Origin of the sequence: Sphingobacterium psychroaquaticum, from assembly GCF_900177625.1 — a bacterium.
GTDB classification, from domain to species: Bacteria; Bacteroidota; Bacteroidia; order Sphingobacteriales; family Sphingobacteriaceae; genus Sphingobacterium; species Sphingobacterium psychroaquaticum.
In genome coordinates, this window is the sequence record NZ_FXAU01000004.1 from 195,454 (window position 1) to 214,014 (window position 18,561).

General features: G+C 40.1%; 12 protein-coding genes. 7 read left to right on the forward strand and 5 right to left on the reverse strand.

Features of this window, described 5'->3' with window-relative positions; all coding sequences use genetic code 11:
- Nucleotides 1–234: 234 nt before the first annotated feature.
- The 4 genes from B9Y69_RS11940 to B9Y69_RS11955 form a co-directional block, all read right to left on the reverse strand.
- Complete coding sequence (locus tag B9Y69_RS11940) at nucleotides 235–1,617, reverse strand: RagB/SusD family nutrient uptake outer membrane protein (RefSeq protein ID WP_085473197.1); 1,383 nt, start codon at nucleotides 1,615–1,617, stop codon at nucleotides 235–237.
- Nucleotides 1,618–1,629: 12 nt separating this feature from the next.
- Nucleotides 1,630–4,608 (reverse strand): SusC/RagA family TonB-linked outer membrane protein, encoded by a 2,979-nt coding sequence (locus B9Y69_RS11945; protein WP_085473198.1) that lies wholly within the window; start codon nucleotides 4,606–4,608, stop codon nucleotides 1,630–1,632.
- A 506-nt stretch (nucleotides 4,609–5,114) separates the two neighbouring features.
- Complete coding sequence (locus B9Y69_RS11950) at nucleotides 5,115–6,617, reverse strand: RagB/SusD family nutrient uptake outer membrane protein (protein WP_085473199.1); 1,503 nt, start codon at nucleotides 6,615–6,617, stop codon at nucleotides 5,115–5,117.
- Nucleotides 6,618–6,628: 11 nt separating this feature from the next.
- Nucleotides 6,629–9,847 (reverse strand): SusC/RagA family TonB-linked outer membrane protein, encoded by a 3,219-nt coding sequence (locus tag B9Y69_RS11955; RefSeq protein WP_159451842.1) that lies wholly within the window; start codon nucleotides 9,845–9,847, stop codon nucleotides 6,629–6,631.
- A gap of 514 nt (nucleotides 9,848–10,361) precedes the next feature.
- On the opposite strand from B9Y69_RS11955, the gene trmD reads away from it, so the two are divergent.
- From trmD to dusB, 6 genes are all read left to right on the forward strand, one after another.
- Nucleotides 10,362–11,039: a tRNA (guanosine(37)-N1)-methyltransferase TrmD gene (gene trmD, locus B9Y69_RS11960; protein WP_085473201.1), complete on the forward strand. Its 678-nt coding sequence runs from the start codon at nucleotides 10,362–10,364 to the stop codon at nucleotides 11,037–11,039.
- A 245-nt stretch (nucleotides 11,040–11,284) separates the two neighbouring features.
- The gene (locus tag B9Y69_RS11965) at nucleotides 11,285–12,688 is read left to right on the forward strand and encodes an anthranilate synthase component I family protein (protein WP_085473202.1); all 1,404 of its coding nucleotides are present in this window, start codon (nucleotides 11,285–11,287) and stop codon (nucleotides 12,686–12,688) included.
- Entirely contained in the window at nucleotides 12,685–12,876 is a 192-nt protein-coding gene (locus tag B9Y69_RS11970; RefSeq protein WP_085473203.1) for a hypothetical protein, read from the forward strand. The genes B9Y69_RS11965 and B9Y69_RS11970 overlap by 4 nt, the downstream gene beginning before the upstream one ends.
- Nucleotides 12,866–13,438 (forward strand): anthranilate synthase component II, encoded by a 573-nt coding sequence (locus B9Y69_RS11975; protein WP_085473204.1) that lies wholly within the window; start codon nucleotides 12,866–12,868, stop codon nucleotides 13,436–13,438. The genes B9Y69_RS11970 and B9Y69_RS11975 overlap by 11 nt, the downstream gene beginning before the upstream one ends.
- An 84-nt stretch (nucleotides 13,439–13,522) precedes the next feature.
- Nucleotides 13,523–14,305 (forward strand): indole-3-glycerol phosphate synthase TrpC, encoded by a 783-nt coding sequence (trpC, locus tag B9Y69_RS11980; protein ID WP_085473205.1) that lies wholly within the window; start codon nucleotides 13,523–13,525, stop codon nucleotides 14,303–14,305.
- A 45-nt stretch (nucleotides 14,306–14,350) separates the two neighbouring features.
- Nucleotides 14,351–15,355 carry a tRNA dihydrouridine synthase DusB gene (gene dusB / locus B9Y69_RS11985; RefSeq protein WP_085473206.1) on the forward strand — a complete coding sequence of 335 codons (1,005 nt, stop codon included), beginning with the start codon at nucleotides 14,351–14,353 and terminating at the stop codon, nucleotides 15,353–15,355.
- 68 nt (nucleotides 15,356–15,423) lie between these two features.
- Here the strand turns inward: dusB and B9Y69_RS11990 are convergent, their stop codons facing one another.
- Nucleotides 15,424–17,880, reverse strand: coding sequence for a TonB-dependent receptor (locus B9Y69_RS11990; RefSeq protein WP_085473207.1), 2,457 nt, complete (start codon nucleotides 17,878–17,880; stop codon nucleotides 15,424–15,426).
- Nucleotides 17,881–18,102: 222 nt separating this feature from the next.
- Between B9Y69_RS11990 and dtd the strand changes: the two genes are divergently transcribed.
- Entirely contained in the window at nucleotides 18,103–18,561 is a 459-nt protein-coding gene (gene dtd, locus B9Y69_RS11995) for a D-aminoacyl-tRNA deacylase (protein WP_085473208.1), read from the forward strand.

The following is an 18,561-nucleotide window of genomic DNA, read 5'->3' on the forward strand; positions in this document are numbered from 1 at the left end:
TAAACAACCCTAGCCTGACACTGTTTTATAGCGAATGTTTTCACATAGGCATTGTATATTCACCAACTACGCCTAAACATCAAAACGCCCGATAGAAAAACTACCGAGCGTTAAGAACACTAACTACAAAAACAACAAAATTATATCATCTCACTTTTTTAAAGCTTTATCTCAAACACAATAAAGTAAAGCACTTCAACATTTCGTGTCATTAAAACAATCCTTAAACTAAAACTAATATTCTGGATTTTGTTGTCCTCTCAATTGGACATTCGTATCAATCTCACGTTGAGGAATCGGGAGAACAGTTTTTGGTGCCCCGTAATTGGCTCGTACATCATCTGTCCTTAAGTTTTTCTTATTCCGTAATAAATCGATCCGACTATGCCCTTCAAAGGCCAATTCTTTAGTTCTTTCTACCAAGATAAGCTCTATTAATTCATCTTGGGATGTTGGGTTCTTGTTCGGTAATCCTGCCTTTGCACGAATACTATTAACCAAAGAAACAGCCTCAGCATTTACACCTCCAGAAGCTTTCGCCAAACCTTCTGCTCTATTCAAGTAAAGCTCGGCGGTTCTTAATACAGGTGAATTATCAGAATTATTGATCGCATCAGGGTATTTCATCGGAAAATATCTCGAAATTCCATCAGTAGCAATCCCGGAAATTTTTGCCTGAAAGCGTTTATCTTCTGGTTCCTTTTCAAACATTGCAATTAGTGCTTCCGAGAAGGTTGCATCCCCCCTTCCTCGGAGCGACGCTGGGTTATAATAACTAGCCCAACCGCCAGCTCCAACCCTACCATTATCAATGGCGCTATTCATAATAGTAAACACATCAACAGAAGTAGTTAAACCATACAACCCTAAATCAATAGCTGACTTAGCATTTGAAGCTGCCAAATCGTTTTGATCACGGTAAAGATACAGACGCGACAACAACGCGTAGGCAGCTCCCTTAGTTGCTTTTCCTCGGGTTTCATCTGCACTTCCATATTGAACTGGCAACAATTCAATTGCATCTTTCAAATCCGCTTCAATCGCGGCATGAATCTCATTTAGAGTTGATCGGGAAGGAAAATTGACCGTTCCCACAAATTGATCGAGAACTAAAGGTACACTAAGGTTATTTCCGCCGTTAATCTGAAAAGGCTGACTATATAGTCCCGCAAGTTGTAAATAGATTAAAGCTCTTAAGAATTTTGCTTCTCCAGTAAACTGGTTGATCTGCTCTGACGTTATCCCTGGAACTCCGCCAACCTGAGCAATCAACTTATTTGATTGCAAAATAACCTCATAGTTATAGCGCCACACATCCCTAACATCTCCATTCGTAGAGACTGCCGAAAAATTGTTAAGATCCTGCAGTGTCGGAAATGTACCAACAAATTCTACGGTATTTCCCATGAAATCATTTATGACTTGCGGCAATGAGCCATAGACTTCAAATTTTTGAACATTACTATAGATACCCCGTAATGCACTTTCGGTGGTAGACACACTATTAAAAACTACCTCATCCGCCAGATCTTGCTCAGGCAACAATTTTAACTTATCCCCACAAGCTCCCAAAACGACAGATAGCAGGATTACATATATTACTTTTAAACATTTCATATCTTCTTCGTTTTAAAATCCAAAATTCACTCCAAATGTAAACGCTTTAGGCTGTGGTAAAGCAAAGAAAGTCTGGCCTACAATCAGATTATTTGCCCCGTTTCCGGAAATCTCAGGATCCCCTCTGAATCCTTTTGCTTTAATTGTCCATATATTTTGTGCTAAAAAATAAACCCGCGCAGAAGTGAAAAGCTTTGTCCGCTCTAACCACTCCGTTGGGAAAGAGTATCCAACTTGTACTGTCTTTAGTCGTAAGTACGAACCGTTAAACAAATTCTTCGTCGAGGCTTGCGCGAAAGTACCTCGCGTAGCGCTATTTAATGCCGGCGCATAAGATTGATCCCCCGGTTGAGTCCAATAATCGAGCAATTTTGTACTCTTATTATATGAGCCCGAAGCAAAATTATCGGTAAATTCTAATCCATTTAAATATATATCATTACCATAAATAAAATTAAAGAAAGCGGATAGATCAAAGTTCTTATACCGAATTGTATTAGTAACACCGCCCTGAAAGTTAGGATCTCCTTTACCTACAATTTTTCGGTCCGCCGCGACAGGGGAGGATGTAACCTCACCATCCTTATCGAACCATTCAGCCTCACCTGTCTCTGAATTAATCCCTTTATACTCGATCAAGTAAAAACTATTTCTAGAATATCCTTCGATTGCGCGTTGTTGACTACTGCCTGAAACAAAATTTCTCCCAAACTCATCAGGGTTCTCAGGTAGTGACAAGATTTTGTTTTTATTAAATCCTATATTAAAACTCGTATTCCATGAAAAATTGTCTCGCTTAATATTCTCTGAGTTAATAGAAAATTCAAATCCACGATTTCTCATTTTCCCGACATTCTTCGATGCAGAAGCAAAGCCCGTTGTATACGGATAAGGAACATCCAACAAAAGTTGTGAAGTATTTTTATTATAAAAATTAAACTGAAAATCAATCCGATCGAAAAGACGAGCAAATAAACCAATATCGAATTGAGCAGTTTCTTCCCAACTTAAATCAGGATTTGGTACACGAGAAGGGGCTAAACCTGCAAGTCCCATATAGTCGTTATCCGCAGCAAAACGACCGATATAATTGTAATATCCAATACCATCATTACCAGCAGTACCATAACTTGCAGTCAGCTTTAGGTTTCTCACATACCGATTGTCTTCATTGAAAAAATTCTCTTTTGAAATTATCCAACCTCCTGAAAACGCATAAAAATTACCATACTTTTTATTTTGTCCAAATCGTGAAGATCCATCTCGACGAAAGGATCCCTCAAACAAATACTTATCATCAAAGGAATAATTTAACCGAGCAAACATAGACTCCAGCGCCCACTCATATATAACCTCATCGGTCGTACTAGGCGTTGAAGCGGACCCAACATTCGGCAAATCATCACTAGCAAAGCCTGTTCCAGCCAAACTAATTTGTGTTAATTTCGCCGTTTCAAAACTATATCCTGCCAACGCACCAATTTTATGTCTATTATTAATCCGCTTGTCATAACTAAGCGTTGAGGTATTCACCCATTTATTATCTGTAAAATGTGTACGGTAAGCATATCCACCTGGATACATAATATTAGCGGACCTATATTTTTCATCTATTCCATAATAATCTATACCCCAATCTGTCTTAGCCTTTAAGCCCTCTAATATTTCCCATTCAGCATAGGCATTACCAATTTGTCGGTTTGAGTAATTTTTATTCAACCCTGTAGCATCAATGGCAAGAAAGTTCCCAATAAACCCAGTGTTTACAAAATTCCCTTCTTCGTCATATGGTGTAATATACGGTAACATAAGATGTGCGCCGGTAAGTGGAGCGTTCGTAGAATTTTCCGTGCTAATACGATCCATATCTACTCGAGATAAGTTATAATTCACCCCTACTTTAACCTTATCCGAAATATCATGATCTAAACTCATTTTCCCAGTCAACCGATCCATCTGATTTCCAATAGTATAACTCGACTCCTTCGCGTAATTTCCTCCTAAGTAGAATCGTGTTCGCTCATCTCCTCCCTGTACGTTAACGGCTAAATTATTTGTATGTCCCGTACGAACCGCCGCATCGAGCCAATCAAAACTCGTAGTTGGAAAATTAGGAACTGTTGTATTATTTGCTTTCAGATAATCAGTTCTAAAAGCCACCCATTCTTCGGCCGTCATCATATCATCAATATTCGCTGTCGGTCTTGAAAAACCATTAAAGTAATCTATGTTGACTTTAGTCTTACCTGCTTTTCCCGATTTTGTCTTAATTAAAATAACACCATTCGATCCCCGAGAACCATAAATTGCCACAGCTGAGGCATCTTTTAAAACAGTGATAGATTCTATATCGTTGGCATTTATGTTAAGTAGCGGGTTTAAATTAGAAGAAGCTCCTTGTGCTTGCATGTAATTACCACCGGCAGCATTCAACGGAACACCATCGATTACATACAACGGCCTTCCACCTGCATCTAAAGATGATCCACCACGAACCGTAATCTGTGCTTCTGCTCCCAAAACACCGGACGAGTTCACCATATTAACACCCGCTGACTGTCCCTGCAAAGCTTGCTGAGGCGTTTGAATCGGCATGTTCTTGAAATTTTCTTCACGAACCGTCGATACAGACTGCGTGGATAATAGTTTACTTTGCACACCATAAGCTACGACAACGACCTCATCTAAAACAGCACGATCTTCAACAAGCTCCACATCAACAGTAGTTCGTGCGCCAACATTCACACGCTGCGAGGCATAGCCGATATAAGAGAAAACCAACGTACTTCCGCTTGCCGCGGCTATACTATAGTTCCCATCCCCATCAGTTTGTGTCGCACGCGAAGTGCCAACAACAGCCACAGACACACCTCCAATTGGCTTTCCATCCGTCACAGAGACCACACGTCCATTCACTTGCCGTTCTTGCGCCTGAGCAACCCCAATAAGCAACATGCCGAGCAGAAAATAGTTAAGTAATTTTTGTTTCATAAGTTTATATGTTTAGTTCGTAGAATACGCTTGAGCACAGACTTTACCTTCTTAATTGGTGAATCGGAGACTTAGCATTTACATGAAACTGGTTACCGTAGAGCAAATTTTATATTGGATAAAATCACAACTACGAATACAAATATATAATTTCAAAAACGAAACAAAATATTATTCTGTAAAATAAAATTATTTAAAAACTTAATTCCAAAATAACACACCTTTAAATAACAAAATTTTAACCAAGACACTATACACGTATTGAGATTCAATAAACAAACTACAGAATAATGTGAGTGAGGGAAAAAGAAAGGATATATTTATTTGTAACAAAGTTTGTTAAAACACAAAAAAAATCCCCGATACCAAAAGGAATCGGGGATATCACACTAAGCTTAAAACTATATTTCAGCATTGTAACAGAAAACAGGACATACGGCACACAAAAAAAGCAGCTATCCTATAAGGATAGCTGCTTTCTATCGGATTTATGTAATTATAACCCTTTAGTTGATTGGATTCTGATCCGCTACAGACAATGCTTTATTTGCATTGATCTCATCTTGCGGGATAGCAAACAACCAACGGTTTGAAGTCGCAGGTAAAACCGTAACATTTGGAGCAAAATTACTTCCTCCATCTCCATTAAGGTTTGCACCACCATGGTTACCGTCACCTGTTGGGCGGTTCAATCCTTTACCCAAACGTTTTACATCAAGAATACCGAAACCTTCGCCCCATAATTCAATCTTACGTTGCAACAGGATCTCATTCAACAAAAGCTCTCCAGTAAGACCTGTTACAGAAAAACTAGCATAACGCGTTTTCACTAAATCAGTCAAAGACTGTGCTGCTGCACCATCTTGACCTAAGCGTGCTTGCGCCTCAGCTTTAATTAAGTATAGCTCTGCCAAACGCATGAACAAATAATCAGAAGCCCAGTTACCCGATTGTCTCAATTGGAATTTCAACTGTGAATACAATGGAATACTTTTGTCTTGTTTTCCTTGGAATAATGACTTTCTAACATCTCCTGCTGGAATCTTATCAAATAGAGCTTTAGTAATCTTCTTCTGACCACCTAATGCAGCATAACCACCAGTAGCAGGTCTGTTATCCATATGCGAGTAGAACGACGCGAAAATTGTCGCTTGCTCAACATTTACTTCGCCACCCCATAACCATTCAGGTGCACTTAACGTGTTAAAGCCAGAAGCCGTGTACTCTGATTCTGTAAAGAGTCTTTTTCCACTATTAGCAATAGCCTTTTCTGCCATCGCCAATGCTTTTGGATAGTCTCCAAACTGCAATGCAGCTCTCGCATAAATTCCTTCCGCTGTTGCTTGATTAACATGCGATAAGTGAGCACGAGACTTACCTTCCAATAACGTCTCCGCCTTTTCAAGGTCTGCAAAGATCTGTGTATACACCTCTTGCACTGTCCCTCTACCCTTTCCTTCGGAGGTAGGTGCAATATATAATGGAACACCCGGACTATTAACATCATACTTAGAGAAAAAGTTCACCAAGTAAAAGTAAGAGTGAGCACGTAAGGCTAAAGCCTGTCCCATAATCAAATCTTTTTGATCTTGGCTTCCTGTTGCTGCCGGAAGTTGTGCAATAATACGGTTCGCATTATTGATAATCCGATAGTAATAATACCATGTGCGATCAGGTCTGTTGCTAGCATTAGCATTACTAAATGCAGAATAATTATACTCTGAAGTGTAATAATTATATCCCTGCGCATGCAACAACATATCCTCTGCCATCATATCCGATGTTAAATCGTATGACTTTTGCCCAAAATTACCATGATTGGTCAACGAGCTGTACATCGTACGTATCGTTCCGTTCAGCGCAACCATAGCTCCATCGGTATTCGTAAATACTAAATCTGCACTTACGTTATCCGTTGGATTGGTTTCTAAGTAATCTTTTTTACAGCTAGTCGCCAACACTGTACAAGCAAGGGCCAACGTAGCTACTCTTTTATATACTTTATTCATCTTATTATCAATTATAATCCAATAGTTACACCAAATGTGAAGTTTCTCATTGTTGGATAGGTGTAGTCTGCAGTACCGGTAAATGCACGCTGAGGATCCATACCTTTACGTTTTGTGAAGATTGCGGCATTATCGACATTCGCGAAAACCCGAAGACCCGACAATCCTATTCTAGATATTTTCGCTTTATCGAAGTTATATCCTAAAGTGATGTTTTTAATATTCAAGTACGTTGCGTCAAACAAGAATCTTGAAGAAGCAACATTACCTGCGTTCGCACTAGCAATACCATTTTGCAAACGAGGAACATCTGTAATATCACCAGGCTGTTTCCATGCATTCAAAATATCTTCGTGCCAATGCGTACCGTAACTACCTTGGTGCATTAACGAAGCGTAATTACCATCATAGAACTTACCACCTAATTGGTAGGTTAACAATACCGAAAAGTCAAATTGCTTGTAACGGAAAGCATTGGTTAAACCACCTACAACATCAGGAATTGCCGAACCATGGTAATAATATGTCGCACTGTTTACATTATTTGTCGTTGTGCGCCCCGTAACCACACCATTAGCATCAACCTCATCTTTATACCATAGTGCATCTCCGTTATCCGGATTTACACCAGCATAATCTCTCAACCAAAATTGGTAAAGATCTTGCCCTTCCATCATTTTCTTCGTTCCACTGATGATTCCCGTTTCACGACTTTCTGCTGGAAGTTTAGTAATTTTGTTTTTATAGTGACTGATATTTAGATCAACACGCCAGTCGAAATCTGTGCTCCGGATAGCATTATAACCAATCTGCACATCGATACCTCTGTTATACATAGTACCTACGTTTTTCCAGATCGATGTAATACCTGTCGACATTGGAAGAGGCACCTCAAACAATAAGTTAGAAGATTCACGGTTGTACCACTCGATAGTACCATCAATACGTCTATTGAATAACGTAAAGTCCACACCAACGTTGACCGCCTTGTTCTTCTCCCAACTAAGACCTTCATTCGCCAAAGAAGAGATAATTGCTCCAGGCATATTTACGTTATTCCAACCATAACCATACAAACTCTGCCATCCGTAAAAGTTATCAATGTTGGTACTTGTAGGAGACTCTTGATCGGTTTCATTTGATGTACGTGTTTGCACCACACCTTCATTACCCTGCTCTCCGTAACTTGCACGAAGTTTCAACTCATTGATCCAGCTTACGTTTTTCAAGAATTGCTCTTGACTAATTCTCCAGCCAGCACCTACCGAATAGAAGTTACCCCATTGGTTACCACCCTTACCGTTTTTACCTGGGTAGAAACGTGAAGTACCGTCACGACGGAAACTTCCTGACAAAAGGTATTTATCTTCGTAAGAATAGTTCACGCGGCTAAAGTAACCTTCAATACGGTGATAGTTTTCGTACGAAGTAGCACCTTCTAGCGTCGCACCAGGAGCTAACTCTGAGTTACCCGGGAATGGGAAACCAGAACGTGTAGCCGACAAGAAGTTACGTTCTAAACGATAGTTCTCGTGTCCTACCATAACATTAATGTTATGGTCCTCGTTGATCGTTTTGTCGTATGTCAATACCTGATTAAAGGTGAAAGACAATTGTCTATTCTGGATTTTAGTAGACCGTCCTCTAACGTTCTGCGCATCTCCAAACTGTGGGTTTTGGAATGTAGTAGCATATCTATTATAATAGTTACCACCCAAAGTTGTTCTAAATGTAAAATCATTTAAGAAACGAGCTTCCAAATACGTGTTAAAGTTTACATTACCAATTTTTCCTGTACGTTCATCCAATTCAAGGGAGCCCAAAAGGTTGGAGTTACCAGCATATGGTCTCGCTCCCATTTGGCTGTTTACACCCCAGTCAAGAACTTGCTCACCTGTTAATGGGTCTGTCTTAATCTGCCCTTGCGCATCTCTTTCCCATACCGGATAGATAGGTCCCATCATGCGTGTATAATAGAATGGATTTGTTGTTTGCGTACCACCTTGTGAGTGAACATTGTCTTGGTAAGCCAAAGCACCATCTAGGTTGATCCCAGAAGACAACCAATCCTTTATTTTTGTATCTACGTTTACGCGTGCATTGAAACGCTCATAACCAGAAAATTTAACATAACCCGGCTCATTCAAGTACCCCAAAGAAACGTAGTGCGTAGATTTATCCGAACCACCTGAGTAGTTTAAATTATAATCTTGTCTAAACGGTGTTTTAAACAATACATCTTGCCAATCGTCTGCATACAAGATCTTAGCATCCGGGTTGAACTGTCCATTTTTCAGCACAATTGCATCATTAGCACGATCGGTAGCATTGTAACGCAAACCAGCGATAAGATCTGTTGACGCTTTCTGATTGATCGCGTCTGTAATTTTTGAAGGATCTCCGGACACAAGTCTGTTACGTGTTGCATGCCACATACCTTCATAATATTGAGGGATACTTACTCGGTCATATTCTGGAATAGCACGATTTAAGAAACCTAATCTTGCAGTGAAATTTAATTTAGGTGCATTAGAACGACCTTTTTTTGTAGTGATCATAATTACACCATTTGCTGCTCTTGAACCATACAAAGCTGTTGCTGCAGCATCCTTCAATACAGTAGTCGTCTCAATATCATCGGTAGAGATCGATACATTTGACCCTGAATAAGGAACACCATCGATCACATAAAGAGGTGAAGAGTTTGCATTCACTGAACCAATACCACGAATACGAATGTCAGCACTCGTCCCAGGAGCACCACCACCATTATTCGCCTGAATACCAGCAACAGTTCCTTCCAATGCTTTCGTAAAAGAAGCAACTTGCTGTTTCTCAAAAGTTTTCGCAGTAACCGTCGACTCCGAACCTGTAAAAGCTGTCTTTTTAACAGTTCCATAAGGAACCTGAACAACTACGGTTTCGATAGTTTCTTGGTCGCTAATAAGTTGCACATTCACGACAGACTGACTTCCCGTAGCGACACGCTGAGAAATAAAGCCGACGTATGTAAAACTTAATGTCCCACTTGAGGGCACCACCAATTCATAACGACCACTTTCATCCGTCTGTGTAGCAGTAGTTCCACCTACAACAGCGATAGATACACCTCCAATCGGAGAGCCATCAGCTGCGGATGTAACTTTACCACTCACCTGACGATTCTGCGCAAATGCTCCTCCTATGAAGAGCGTACACAGCAGAATAAAACTGAGTAATTTTTGTTTCATGTTGTTTATATAATTTATTAATAAGTTGCAAATCAAGTGTATGCGCAATAAAATTTGCATTGACAACTAAATAAATTCATCGAAAAACCTATCAACAGAAAGGATCTAAACAATGAAAAAGCACATACAAATGTCCATTTCAATCATTTAGAGTTAGTAATTTGGTGAGTATCAAACCTTCGTTAACATTTTTTAACAAAAGCGGAAGGCAAATCTATAGGAATTAGGTTGTTATTGCAAGCTTTGTAACAAATTGAGTCCTATTTCATAAAAAAAAGCAAAATGTGGTTTCATTTTTTGCTAAAACGAAAACGAAAAAAAATTTAGCATTAGATGTATAAAACAGAATTATCGATAAAATTAGATACAATAATCAAGTCTTTATTCTGGTCACCCTACTTATTTAGAATCTGTACAAATTAAAGTTTGTCATAACATCAATTGTAACAATACAGCAAAAGATCCGTAAAACCATATTTACACTTGGGAAATAGATTTTAATTATCTTTGCGCCATGCGTTTTGATATTATTACCGTATTGCCCGACTTGCTACAAAGTCCATTTGCACATTCCATCTTACAGCGTGCACAAAAAAAAGACTTGGTAGAAATCCATGTCCATAATCTACGTGACTATGCCAATAACAAACATAAGTCTGTAGACGACTATCCTTACGGAGGTGGTTCAGGGATGGTTATGCAAATCGAACCCTTTGCTGCCTGCATCGAAAAATTACAAAACGAACGCGTATATGACGATATCATATATATGACTCCAGATGGGGAAACTTTGAATCAAGAAATTGCAAATAGTCTTTCTTCAGCAGGAAATATTATGATCCTATGCGGTCACTATAAAGGTATAGATCAGCGCATACGGGATGTCTTTGTTACAAAAGAAATATCAGTTGGTGATTATGTATTATCGGGAGGCGAATTACCCGCTGCAATCCTGGTTGATGCTATAGCACGCTTAATCCCCGGCGTCCTTTCTGACGAGACTTCCGCCCTGTCCGATTCCTTCCAAGATGGCCTTCTAGATGCTCCAATCTACACCCGACCAGCCGAATGGCGCGGACATAAAGTACCGGATGTATTACTCAGTGGCCATGAAGCAAAGATCGCCGCGTGGCGCGATGAAGAGCAACTCAAACGCACCTTAGAACGTCGTCCTGATTTATTGAATGACTAACATTTTGCAATTATTTTTGTTTTTTTTCTAAAAAAAGTTTGTAAAGCAAAAAAATATAATAAATTTGTAGTGTACAAATGACAATAAGAAACATATATACAAATTGGTGGTGGCCTGCGATAGAAATCGTCGGGAACAGATTTGGTATGTTATAAAATATTCATAATCAACCAAAACCAGTGTGAAAACAGGCCCGACGATCTAATTGTCGGGCCTTTTCTTTTTTATCGAAAATCAAAAATAATATGAAATATACGCTACAAACAAAACACAAAAAAATACTTGCCGATACAACCACACCGGTGAGTATATACCTGCGTTTGCGCGATTCTTTCCCAAATAGTCTATTGCTGGAAAGCTCAGAGTATCAAAGCAGAGACAATAATATCAGCTACATCTGCTGTCAACCTATAGCTGGTATTACACTAGACGACACACAGCTATCTATCAGCTATCCGGGGCAATCTTCTATTTACAAACCAGCTTCTGAAATAAACTTAAGAAAAGAAGTCTCTACCTTCAGACAGCAATTTGTACAAACGGAGACAGAAAAACACCAAGTCATTTCTTCAGGGCTTTTTGGTTATTTCACATTTGATGCCATTGAACATTTTGAAGATATTACATTAACCACTCCAAAGGCTGCTGAACGGAATATCCCAAAACTACAATACCACGTCTATCGGTACGTAATTGCGATCGATCACTTTCGCAACGAACTTCATATTTTCGAAAACTTACTGGAAAACGAAATATCGGATCTGGACCGGATGCAATATCTGATACAGAACAAGAATTTCCCAGAGTACAACTTCCAGCGAAAAGGTGGCGAAAGTTCAAATATGAAAGATGAAGACTTCAAAAACCTAGTGACACGTATGAAAGCACATATACAGCGCGGTGATGTATTTCAAATTGTTCCTTCACGTGCTTTTTCTACTCCTTTTGCCGGTGATGAGTTTAATGTATATAGAGCCTTGCGCTCTGTAAACCCTTCGCCTTACCTATTTTATTTTGATTATGGAAGCTTTAAGCTTTTCGGTTCTTCGCCAGAGGCCCAACTTACGATCAAAAAGGGAGAAGCGACCATTTATCCGATTGCCGGAACTTTTAAAAGAACAGGCGACATGGAACAAGATGAAAAAATCGCAGAAGCACTCAAGAATGACCCTAAAGAATCAGCCGAACATGTGATGCTGGTTGACCTTGCGCGCAATGACTTAAGTCGCCATTGCACGAATGTCCAGGTCAAATCATACAAAGAAGCACAGTATTACTCCCATATTATACACTTGGTTTCCAAAGTATCGGGGAAGTTAAATCCAGAAGCAAACCCTTTCGATGTCGTTGGCGACACCTTCCCTGCAGGGACCTTATCGGGCGCTCCTAAGCATATGGCACTTACACTTATCGATCGTTATGAAGGCTTGCAACGATCGTTCTACGCCGGTGCCCTTGGGTATATGGGCTTCAATGGTGATTTCAACCATGCCATCATGATTCGTTCCTTCCTAAGTAAGCAGAATGTGCTGCACTATCAGGCCGGTGCAGGTATCGTTTTGGATTCTGATCCAGAGATGGAATTACAAGAGGTAAATAATAAAATTGCGGCGCTCCGTCGTGCTTTGGAATTAGCAGAAACATTATGAGCAATAGAAATACCATGATCCGCCCCTTAGATTATTGTGAAACAACGACACAGATCGCCACTTCACTAGAAACTATTGACGCACGTATTGAAGAATTGATAACTTTACGTGAGGTTTATCGGAACAAACAACGCGCTTTAGCCGAACAGGAAACAATAAACGTTTTAGAACACAATAATGAGCAGTAAAAAAATATTGGTAATCGACAACTACGATTCCTTCACATATAACCTTGTACATCTACTACAGGAGTTAAACCAAGAATACGTTGTAGTTCGCAATGATAAGTTTGCGCTGGAAGAAGTAGCGGCATACGACAAGATCTTATTGTCTCCTGGTCCCGGCATTCCCGAAGAGGCAGGCTTGCTAATGGATGTGATACGTACTTATGCTTCGACAAAAAGTATCTTGGGAATCTGTTTAGGTCAACAAGCAATAGCCGAAGTATTTGGCGGCACACTTTTCAATATGCCAAAACCGCTTCATGGTGTTGCCACTTCCATCAACGTAACAGATGCTGATGAAAAGCTTTTTCAAAACTTCCCTGTGGACTCCATGATTGGACGATACCACTCGTGGGCGGTAGAAAAGGATAGTCTTCCAGATTGCCTCAAAGTAACGGCGGTCGACCCGAATGGTATTATTATGGCGCTATCACATACTGAATATGATGTGCGTGGTATGCAGTTTCACCCAGAGTCAATCTTGACAACCAATGGAAAATTGTTGATCGAGAATTGGTTGAAATAAGGTATACCTCAACACATACAATGTAGTGCAGGGCCATCAGGACATAAAAATAAACAATGACTAACGATCACCTAGTTTTAAGTAATGAACATACTAGATAAAATCATAGCAAAAAAAAGAACTGAAGTAGCGGAAGCCCAAGCCAAGGTTTCATTAGCAGAATTAAAAACATACCCGCTCTTTTCACGGGAATGTTACAACTTAAGGGAGTCGATGCTCCACCCTGAGCGTACTGGAATTATTGCAGAATTTAAGCGTGCATCGCCCTCAAAAGGTTTAATAAATGGCACGGCATCTGTTGCGCAGGTCGTCAAAGGTTACCAAGATGCAGGAGCTTCAGCAGTTTCTGTATTAACAGACCCTGATTTCTTTCAAGGATCATTAGCAGATCTGACAGCTGCTAGGCAAGCATTGACTATTCCTTTATTGCGGAAGGAATTTATTATCGACCGTTACCAGATTGCTGAAGCGAAAGCATACGGTGCTGATATTATTTTGTTAATAGCAGCTTGCTTAGAAGCTACCGAAATAGAATCGCTGTCCATCTATGCGAAATCACTTGGTCTGAATGTCTTGCTCGAAGTACATAATGAAGAGGAATTGAACCGCAGCTTATTTAATAGTATAGATGCTATCGGTGTCAACAACCGTAATCTTAAAGACTTCTCGGTAAGCTTGGAACATTCCTATGATCTTGTAAATAAGATCCCGGATCGATATATCAAAGTATCTGAAAGTGGTATTTCTGATCCTGCAACGATTACGGCGCTGCGGGCTGCTGGCTTCCAAGGCTTCTTAATCGGTGAGAATTTCATGCGGACTGATAATCCAGGAGCAGCGATAAAAGAGTTCGTGGATCAACTCTGAAAGCACCAGTTATAAAAAACCAGCTAGAATGCGTAATTTTGCAAAATGTCAGTTAAAATAGGTGAACATATTGATTTAGGGGAGTTTCCATTGCTGCTTGCACCAATGGAAGATGTGAGTGATCCACCATTTCGTTACGTGTGTAAGCAGAACGGTGTAGATTTAATGTACACCGAGTTTATCTCTTCGGAGGGATTAATTCGGGATGCAGCAAAATCGCGCCAAAAGCTTGATATCTTCGAGTATGAGCGTCCGATTGGCATCCAGATCTTTGGTTCAGATATAGAAAGCATGCGTAAGTCCGCAGAGATTTGCACGCTGGCCGCGCCAAATCTAATCGACATCAACTACGGCTGCCCCGTAAAGAATGTCGCCTGTCGCGGTGCTGGTGCTTCTTTGTTACAGGATATTGACAAGATGGTTGCTATGACGAAAGCAGTTGTAGATGCCACACACCTTCCCGTTACGGTTAAGACGCGCTTGGGCTGGGATGATAACACTAAAAATGTATATGAAGTAGCGGAAAGGCTGCAAGATATTGGTATTAAAGCTTTGGCCATCCACGGTAGAACACGTGCTCAGATGTATAAAGGACAAGCTGATTGGAGCATGATTCGAGATATAAAGCAGAACCCGCGCGTTAAGATTCCGATTTTTGGTAATGGCGATGTGGACTCTGTGGAAAAAGCAGCTGCGTGGCGTCAAGAATATGAAGTGGATGGGATTATGATAGGTCGTGCCTCTATTGGATACCCCTGGATTTTCCGTGAAATTAAGCACTTCTTTGAGACAGGCCAACGCTTAGAAGGCCCAACTATTGCGGAACGTGTAGAGGTTTGCAAAACACACTTAATAAAATCTATCGAATGGAAGGGGGAGAAAACAGGTGTTTTTGAGATGCGTCGTCACTATTCTAACTACTTTAAAGGTATTCCAAATTTTAAAGAATATAGAACACAACTGGTCGGGCTACAAGATTATCGTGAGATCTTAGAAGTTTTAGAAGAGATCCAAAATTCTTTTTCTGAATTCGAATTTGCCGCAGTCTAAATAAAAAAACTCCATAAAAAAGGGGCTCAGAAATTATTTCTGAACCCCTTTTTTATATTATAGCGTTATTAAAATCTAATATTTATACCCATCATATAATTCGCCGTCGCCTGCGGTGTATAGAAATTATAGAACGTCCGTTCCCCGGTAGTATTCATCGACCCCCAAGTGTAACCACTGGTTTCATACTTCTCTCCAAGAATATTATTTACACTTACCATGAGATCCACATTTTTAAGGCCTAAAGCAGCAAAACTATAGCGCGCATTCAGATCATTTACCAAAAAAGGATCTATGCTCCGCTCCCTACTTGATGTATTATCCAAATACATGCGAGATACATATTTAGTACGTAAACTAAATTCAAGATTCTGAATCGGGCGATAAGCAAACTCATTTGAAAGAATGGTTGCTGCAGATAATGCAATATTCGTTTTCTTATATTCAATTTCCTTTAGACCAAGATCATTCCAGTCTTCATCATAAACTGGCACATATTCTTTAAAATTTTTGATTTTATTCTGACTGAAAGCAGCTGTTGCACGCCATGTGAATTGCTCCGTAATATTCCATGCAGCATCTAATTCGATCCCTACGCGATAGCTGTCAGGCACATTCTGACGAATCGTTCCTCCGACATCATTAATTGCTCCTGTCGGAATCAACTGATCTTTATAAAGCATCGCGTATGCATTAGCCCCTACATTAAACGAGGTTGTACGCAAGCGATACCCCGCTTCTATATTTTGCATGCGCTCTGGCGTCGGAAAAGCATTCAATGGGTTCTCGACATAATCCTTCCGAACAGGCTCTTTACTCGCATAGGCATACGATAGATATGCATTGCTCTGCGCATTGATTAGATAAGTAAGTCCGGCTTTAGGATTAAAAAACGATAAATCATCATGGATGTTCATATTTTTTATTTTATCATCATTCCCATCAATTTTGTAATGCAATGTCCGGTATTGCAGATCCACATTGAACAACCACTTATCTAGCGTATAGTTTACTTTACCGTAGATATTAAAATCATTTTTCTTTGCATTATTCTCATAATAACGATCGCCCAATTCACTGTTAGATGCGAAGCGAGACCAAATTACTTCGCCATAATGATCACCCGTGTACTGATTGAAAGCACCGCCTAAAGTCAGCTTCAAATCATTCGATGGTGTATAATTAAATGCGTAGGTCGCTCCATAAAAATGATTATCCAACCAACGACGACGAATCAAATCCGAAGTCTTTGTCGTATCTGTTCCAAAGATTACAGGTGCCATTCCATACTTCGATAATTTATCATCTGCACGGTACTCTTCATAATAGCCCGCACCACGGGTATAATGCAAAGCTCCACTAAAGTTAAATTGGTCGCTTACCTGATTATTATAATGAATCCGCGCGTGCGTCTGTGTGTAATTATCCGTCTGATTATCGTAGGTATAGTAATTGTATTTTCTATCCGCATTCAACAAACGATCTGTTTCGGAACTGCTCAATTCCATACCTACTGCATAATCGGCTAAGCGACCGCGATCACCTTTAATAAGCGGCTCTGGTGTACCATACCATGCCTGATATGTTTTCTCTTTCCCAGAAAACAAAGTCGCCTTTAAGCTCTGCTTCTTACCGTAAAAACCACCATCAACATAGAAGGACTTAAGATCCGATGAAGCACGGTCAATATAACCATCCGAAGCCACGCGCGACAACCGTGCATTAAATGCATAGCGATTATTAATAAGTCCCGTCCCTGCTTTTACGGTGTTCTTCCACGAATTATAGGAACCATAACTATTATTGAGCTCTGCATAAGGTTTCTCCTGCAAGGCATCGGTTTGGATATTCAAAGAGGCTCCAAAAGCACCTGCCCCATTAGTGGACGTACCAATACCGCGCTGTACCTGAATGTTATCTACACTGGATGCAAAATCGGGGATGTTCACAAAAAAGGAACCCATACTTTCGGCATCATTTAACGGAATACCATCCAAAGTAACATTGATGCGTTCATTGCTTGAACCACGAATCGTCATATTTGTATATCCAATACCATTTCCAGCATCCGAGCCAATCACAACCGAAGGGGTTTGATCCAACAGATAAGGAATATCACGTCCCATGTTTACCTTCTCGATCGTTTGCTTATCGATGTTGGAGAAACTGGTTGATGCATTACTTCGTGCACGCGTCGCGCTGACCAACACCTCCTCTGCGCGTAGACTTGCCTCACGAAGTTGGATGCGGACAAACTGATTACTCGTTAATCGCAATGTGGTATCCTGAGTGCCGTAACCGACATAAGAAACATGAACTTGATAGCTGCCTGATCCTAAATCATTAAACTGAGCTTGTCCCTCTGCATTGGTTTGTTGAACCAACCGCTTGACTTTACTCACCGAAACACTGGCATTAGGTAACTTTTGATTTCTATCGTTAACTACTTCCAACGATAAACGGTGCTGCGCATATGTCGTGAATGACAAAGCGACTAATAGTGCACTGATTGATACTTTAATCATTAATAATTTGATTTTTTTCGTTAAACATACTATTGCAAGGGGTTCACAATAGCGTAATAATTTAACTTAACCTTTCCCTCCGCCAGCATTATCTGGATCAGGTGCGTCTCCATTACCATAGTAAAGAGACTGGGTATAATCTCAGCCTTTATTCGTGTTCGAAAACAAGGCACCCCTAACGATAGCGCAAAGGTAGCTTTTTTTTTCTATTTTTAGCGTCATATGCGAGCAGTAATACAACGGGTCACACATGCGTCCTGCACAGTGGAAGGTATAGTAACCGGAAAAATAGACCAAGGGCTATTGGTCTTGGTGGGAATCGAGGAGATCGATACAGAAGAAGATATGAAGTGGTTAGCTCAAAAAATAGTTAATCTTCGTATTTTTTCAGATGAGAACGGATTGATGAATAAGTCGGTACAAGATATCGCTGGCGGGATTCTATTGATCTCTCAGTTCACTTTATTTGCTCAAACAAAAAAGGGGAATCGGCCTTCTTTTATCCGCGCAGGCAAACCTGATAAAGCGAGACCAATGTATGACGGGATGGGTAAATACCTATCAGGACTCTTAGAAAAAGAAGTACAAATGGGCATCTTTGGAGGCGACATGAAGATTGACCTTCGCAACGATGGCCCGGTAACAATCATAATGAACACACAGGATAAAGACAATTTTTAA

Bases quoted from the DNA above. Each gene is read 5' to 3' on its own strand.
- B9Y69_RS11940 (WP_085473197.1), bottom strand. From the start codon at position 1,617: ATGAAATGTTTAAAAGTAATATATGTAATCCTGCTATCTGTCGTTTTG.
- B9Y69_RS11945 (WP_085473198.1), bottom strand. From the start codon at position 4,608: ATGAAACAAAAATTACTTAACTATTTTCTGCTCGGCATGTTGCTTATT.
- B9Y69_RS11950 (WP_085473199.1), bottom strand. From the start codon at position 6,617: ATGAATAAAGTATATAAAAGAGTAGCTACGTTGGCCCTTGCTTGTACA.
- B9Y69_RS11955 (WP_159451842.1), bottom strand. From the start codon at position 9,847: ATGAAACAAAAATTACTCAGTTTTATTCTGCTGTGTACGCTCTTCATA.
- trmD (WP_085473201.1), top strand. From the start codon at position 10,362: ATGCGTTTTGATATTATTACCGTATTGCCCGACTTGCTACAAAGTCCA.
- B9Y69_RS11965 (WP_085473202.1), top strand. From the start codon at position 11,285: ATGAAATATACGCTACAAACAAAACACAAAAAAATACTTGCCGATACA.
- B9Y69_RS11970 (WP_085473203.1), top strand. From the start codon at position 12,685: ATGAGCAATAGAAATACCATGATCCGCCCCTTAGATTATTGTGAAACA.
- B9Y69_RS11975 (WP_085473204.1), top strand. From the start codon at position 12,866: ATGAGCAGTAAAAAAATATTGGTAATCGACAACTACGATTCCTTCACA.
- trpC (WP_085473205.1), top strand. From the start codon at position 13,523: ATGAACATACTAGATAAAATCATAGCAAAAAAAAGAACTGAAGTAGCG.
- dusB (WP_085473206.1), top strand. From the start codon at position 14,351: ATGTCAGTTAAAATAGGTGAACATATTGATTTAGGGGAGTTTCCATTG.
- B9Y69_RS11990 (WP_085473207.1), bottom strand. From the start codon at position 17,880: ATGATTAAAGTATCAATCAGTGCACTATTAGTCGCTTTGTCATTCACG.
- dtd (WP_085473208.1), top strand. From the start codon at position 18,103: ATGCGAGCAGTAATACAACGGGTCACACATGCGTCCTGCACAGTGGAA.